The following is a 5,276-nucleotide window of genomic DNA, read 5'->3' on the forward strand; positions in this document are numbered from 1 at the left end:
CTTTTGTCTACACTCTGAAAGACCCTCAAAGGAGGGTCTTCTTCTCACTTGTTTTATTTTTTTACGGGCTTAATCATATCTTCGTAAAACATACCAACGTAGTTTTTTGTTTCGCCAATGTCGTCTTTGATAGCGGTTATGGTTAACCATTCCCGGTAAATCTCATTGTTTTTCCGTTTGTTCCAAATGTACCCTTCCCAAACGCCATTCGTTTTTAATTCACTCCACATATTTTTATAAAATTCATTGTCATGTTCACCAGATTGAAGGACACTTGGTGTTTTCCCAATCACTTCCTTTTGGGTATAACCTGTTATTTTTGTAAAGGCCGGATTGACCTTTTGAATGATCCCGTTAATATCGGTTACACAGATTCCATCAACGGCATGGTTTACAATTTTGGAGGAGATATCGAGCTTTTCTTGATAATAAAGCCATACAACCATGACTAAGCTTGCTAATGAAAATTCTGACAAGGACATAAATCCAATTGCATAATGACCTGTAAAATTAAAGAGAATGGTTAGAATAATCGGGGGAAAGAAACCTCCCAAGCCGCCCATTGCAGCGACAATCCCATTGACAATACCTGCCTGTTTTGAAAAATAAAACGGGACAAGCTTAAAGATAGCACCGTTACCGATGCCGGCAAAGAAGGCAACAAGCAAACAGCCAAACGAATATATAGGTAAAGAAGGGGTAAAAGATAAAAGAAAGCCAGCGAATGTCAGACTGAAAAATACTGCCATAAGAATAAGGAATGGATTGATTTTATCCCCCAGCCAGCCGCCAATTGGTCTGAATAATGTTGCCAAAGCAATAAAACCTGCTGTCCGCAGTCCGGCATCTACCTTATTCAATTCAAAATGATTGACTAAGAATGAAGGTAAATAAATGGTGAAGGCCACAAATGAACCAAATGTAATAAAATAAAACAAGCTTAAGAACCAAAGTTTCGGATTTTTATATACTTCCTTGACTTGCTCTGATAATGGATGAATGATTTTCTTTTCTTCTCGGTCCCCTAAGAGAAAATTAATTAGGGCAAAGACTAAAACGATAATGAGGTAAATCTTTATAGTCGTTCTCCAGCCAAATTGATTGGCTAAAACAGGAGCTAAAAAGGATGTAACGGCTGTTCCAATGTTCCCTGCCCCATAAATTCCATTGATGAAGCCATGTTTAGCCTTTTCATAATATTTAGGTAAAGAAGTGACACCGATTGAAAATATTGCTCCTCCAACTCCAAGCAAAAAACCGCCTATTATTAACATAAATAACGAATCCGCATAACTAATGACAGCAATTGGTATAAGGAGAATGATAAAACTACTTGAGAACAATTTTCTTGCACCATAACGATTCGTCCAAAAACCTATCGGAACCCTAAGAATGGAGCCTAAGATAACAGGGACGGCAGTTGCCCAGGCAATCTGATTTGAGGAAAGTTCAATATCTGCCTTGATAAAAGGCATAAGTGAAGAAATAAGTACCCAGGTCATAAAGCCAGCAACAAGACTTCCCGTTTGAATAAAAAGTTGTTTTGTTCCTTGGTTCATAAATAATCCCCCTTTTAGTGCACGTTATTCAATCAAATTGCACTAATTAATCATTCAATACGATAAAAGTGTTATGTTTTCGGAAAATTTTCTTTGAGTATTATAAAACAATTTTCTAAAATTGACTGTGAGGTTAGACACAAATCTATTAAAATTACAAAATAATCAGGCAACATGTTGGGAAAATTAAGATTGAATATGACACAGGATAGGGAGAATATTATGCAGCGAAAAAAGAAATTTTTTGATCCACCCAAGATTCTCGTTCTTGGTTTTGCAATCATCATTTTAATAGGTGCTGTATTACTGACGTTACCTTCTTCGACTACGGATGGAAAGGGCCTTTCTTTTTTAAATGGATTGTTTACAGCTACCTCGGCTACTTGTGTAACCGGGCTTGTTGTTGTCGATACCGGGACAACTTTTACGACTTTTGGTCAATTAGTTATCTTATTTTTAATTCAGGTTGGCGGTCTCGGATTTATGACCTTTGCGACACTCTTTGCCTTCCTGCTTGGAAAAAGAATTTCCTTAAAGGAAAGAATATTACTTCAAGAATCGTTAAATAATTTATCTATGGAAGGAATTGTAAGGTTAGCAAGACGTATTTTAATCTTTACTGCCGTAATTGAATTTGTCGGTGCATTGCTCTTAGCCATTCGTTTTTCCTTTGATATGCCATTAGGAAAAGCTATTTATTTTGGAATATTTCATTCAATTTCTAATTTTAATAATGCTGGTTTTGATTTAATGGGTGAATTTCATAGTTTAACAAGCTATGTTGATGATCCAACTGTGACATTAACGGTTTGTGCGTTAATCACCTTAGGCGGGATTGGCTTTATCGTTATGAATGAACTATTTGAATTTAGAAAATCAAAACGATTATCTTTGCATTCAAAGGTTGTAATCATGACTAGTTTATTTTTACTAGCAGTTGGAACAATCGGAATCTTTTTTTTAGAACTGACTAATGAAAAAACATTAAAACCATTGTCACTTCATGGAAAAGTTCTTGGTTCGTTATTTCAATCAGTTACAGCCAGAACTGCTGGGGCAAATACCTTAAATATCGGGGATTTAACACATACGTCTTTACTTCTAATCATTTTTTTAATGTTTATTGGTGCTTCGCCAGGGTCAACGGGAGGCGGTATTAAAACGACCACATTTACGACATTAATTGGCGCAGTTTGGTCACAAATTCGCGGAAAAGAGGATGTCATCTTTTATCGCCAGCGAATTGTTTATGAAACCATCTATAAAGCATTGACAGTAACGGTCAGCGGGTTATTTTTAGTGATGATAACGACCTTTATTTTAACGATTACAGAGCAAGGGAAAGATTTTTTGATGATTCTATTTGAATCAACTTCAGCATTTGCAACTGTTGGACTTTCAATGGGATTGACCCCGGAATTATCTGCGGTGGGTAAGGGCGTCATTATTTTTGCGATGTTTGCAGGCAGGGTTGGGCCATTGACGATTGCATTTGCAGTAACGATGCGGAGAAACCCTGATGCATTCAGATATCCAAAGGGCAAAATCATGATCGGGTAAATAATATCAAGGAGGATTTTTGACGATATGGCTGATCAATTCGCAGTAATTGGTTTAGGAAGGTTTGGGTTAAGTATTGCCAATAAATTATTTGAATCCGGCCAGGAAGTACTTGGTATTGATGTAAATGAAGAAAGGGTGGAGGATTCCCATCCGTATGTGACACATGCAATCATTGCGGATTCGACTGATTCAGAGGCATTAGTATCAATTGGAATCCGTAATTTTGACAATGTAATAGTGGCCATCGGCAATGACATTCAAGCTAGCATTTTAAGCGTCTTGCTTTTAAAGGAACTGGGAGTTAAAAAGGTAATCGCAAAGGCATTAAATAAACTTCATGGTCAGGTCCTTAAAAAGGTTGGTGCAGACTGGGTCGTATTTCCGGAACGTGATATGGGAATTAGAGTGGCTCATCAGCTTTTATCTCCCAATGTGTTGAATTTTATCGAAATTTCAAAGGATTACAGTGTAGAGGAGGTTAAGATCCCTGATCGGATGGTGGAAAAAACATTAAGAGAAATAGACCTTAGGGCAGAGTATAATATTAGTGTAATTGCCATCCGCCATGACAATGAAATTAATATATCACCTTCACCAGATAAAAAAATCAGTTATGGTGATGTCTTAGTTGTCATTGGTGAAAATCGTGACCTTGAGCGGTTTGCTAATCTTCAATAAAGAGGCCCCCCAATTATTTGGGGGGCTGTTTTGGTGCAATAAGCTTAAAATTGTGCCTGTATTTTCTTTGCTTTCAATTTTCACCTGGTCTATTATTTTTGCTTCCATAATAAAAAATGATGGATGGATGCAGGCATGTTACTATAGAAATAACAAATGTAAATGGGAGAGATGTTTGATGAATTTTCAAGATATTAAATCTTTTGACGAACGATTAGCGTTTATGAAAAATCTATCAAAAAAATTTATAAATAGAGCCCATCAAGTAGATATTGAAGGAAGCTTTCCGTTTGAAAATATTCAGGACTTAAAAAACTCAGGCTATACCTCATTAACAGTCCCTCAAAAATACGGTGGGGAGGAAATTTCCCTATATGAGTTAATCCGCTTACAGGAAGTAATCGCAGAAGGTGATGGTGCAACTGCTCTTTCGATTGGCTGGCATATGGGAATCCTCCTTAATCTAGGTGAAAAAGAACCATGGGATGAGGTTATTTTTAGAGTGCTATGTGAAAAGGTGAAACAAGGTGCTTTAATAAATAGTGCTCAATCAGAACCAATGACCGGAAGTCCAACCCGCGGGGGCAGGCCAGAGACCAGTGCACAAAAAAGTGGGAACAATTGGTTGATTCATGGCAGGAAAACCTTTACGACAATGTCTCCTGTTCTTGATTATTTTATTGTCAGTGCAGCAATAAAAGATTCTAATGAAATTGGCAACTTTCTCATCCCACGGTCTGCCAATGGGGTCAATATAGAAGAAACTTGGGACAGCATCGCTTTAAGAGGCACAGGTAGTCATGATTTAGTTCTAAAAAACGTAATGATTCCTAACGAGAACTTCGTTGAACAAGTTCGTCCCGAAAGCAAAAGAGCTAACGGCTGGCTTCTTCATATCCCAGCTTGTTACCTAGGAATTGCAAAAGCCGCTAAAAGGTATGCCATACAATTTGCTGAGAACTATGCACCTAATAGTATTCAGGGAACAATAATCGATTTACCAAACGTACAGCAAAAAATAGGCGAAATAGAGTTGAAAATTATGCAGTCAGAATATTTTTTATATAGTGTTGCAAAACAATGGGATGTTTCGAATGAACAAGAAAGGAATAAGATGGGGCCAATATTGGGTGCTGCAAAGTTAACTGTTACCAATTCGGCTATTTCTATTGTAGACCTTGCCATGAGAATTGTTGGGGCCAAAAGTCTTTCCTTACAAAATCCCCTGCAGCGATATTATCGAGATGTACGAGCAGGCCTGCATAATCCTCCGATGGATGATATGACAATTCAACTACTTGCGAAACATAGTATACTTAACTGCCAATAAATAAAACCAGCCAAATGGCGGATCAAATTGTCGAAGGGTATTTTCCCCGATATAGATATACGATTTTTCCTTACCTTTTCCTTGTGACCATATTATTTTAATCGGTTGGTAGAAGTTCTTTAATGTAAAACACTCTGTTGATTGGA

5 protein-coding genes are annotated in these 5,276 nt (G+C 37.3%); 3 read left to right on the forward strand and 2 right to left on the reverse strand.

The features are described 5' to 3' along the window. Positions 1-53: 53 nt before the first annotated feature. The gene (locus tag V7161_RS12465) at positions 54-1,559 is read right to left on the reverse strand and encodes a nitrate/nitrite transporter (RefSeq protein ID WP_335445453.1); all 1,506 of its coding nucleotides are present in this window, start codon (positions 1,557-1,559) and stop codon (positions 54-56) included. A 222-nt stretch (positions 1,560-1,781) separates the two neighbouring features. Between V7161_RS12465 and V7161_RS12470 the strand changes: the two genes are divergently transcribed. The 3 genes from V7161_RS12470 (at position 1,782) to V7161_RS12480 (ending at position 5,130) form a co-directional block, all read left to right on the forward strand. Continuing rightward, positions 1,782-3,119: a TrkH family potassium uptake protein gene (locus V7161_RS12470; protein WP_335445454.1), complete on the forward strand. Its 1,338-nt coding sequence runs from the start codon at positions 1,782-1,784 to the stop codon at positions 3,117-3,119. A gap of 27 nt (positions 3,120-3,146) precedes the next feature. Beyond that, complete coding sequence (locus V7161_RS12475; protein WP_335445455.1) at positions 3,147-3,800, forward strand: potassium channel family protein; 654 nt, start codon at positions 3,147-3,149, stop codon at positions 3,798-3,800. A 178-nt stretch (positions 3,801-3,978) separates the two neighbouring features. Then, positions 3,979-5,130, forward strand: coding sequence for an acyl-CoA dehydrogenase family protein (locus V7161_RS12480; protein WP_335445456.1), 1,152 nt, complete (start codon positions 3,979-3,981; stop codon positions 5,128-5,130). Here V7161_RS12480 and V7161_RS12485 read toward each other — a convergent pair. Continuing rightward, positions 5,095-5,276, reverse strand: a 182-nt coding sequence (locus V7161_RS12485) for a hypothetical protein (protein WP_335445457.1), incomplete at its 5' end; no start/stop codon positions are given. The two genes, V7161_RS12480 and V7161_RS12485, sit on opposite strands and share 36 nt — an antisense overlap.

The sequence above is a fragment of the Neobacillus drentensis genome (assembly GCF_036965425.1).
Taxonomy (GTDB): Bacteria; Bacillota; Bacilli; order Bacillales; family Cytobacillaceae; genus Neobacillus; species Neobacillus drentensis_F.

Excerpts from the sequence above, each read along its gene's own strand:
- V7161_RS12465 (WP_335445453.1), bottom strand. The coding sequence starts at position 1,559 with ATGAACCAAGGAACAAAACAACTTTTTATTCAAACGGGAAGTCTTGTT.
- V7161_RS12470 (WP_335445454.1), top strand. The coding sequence starts at position 1,782 with ATGCAGCGAAAAAAGAAATTTTTTGATCCACCCAAGATTCTCGTTCTT.
- V7161_RS12480 (WP_335445456.1), top strand. The coding sequence starts at position 3,979 with ATGAATTTTCAAGATATTAAATCTTTTGACGAACGATTAGCGTTTATG.
- V7161_RS12475 (WP_335445455.1), top strand. The coding sequence starts at position 3,147 with ATGGCTGATCAATTCGCAGTAATTGGTTTAGGAAGGTTTGGGTTAAGT.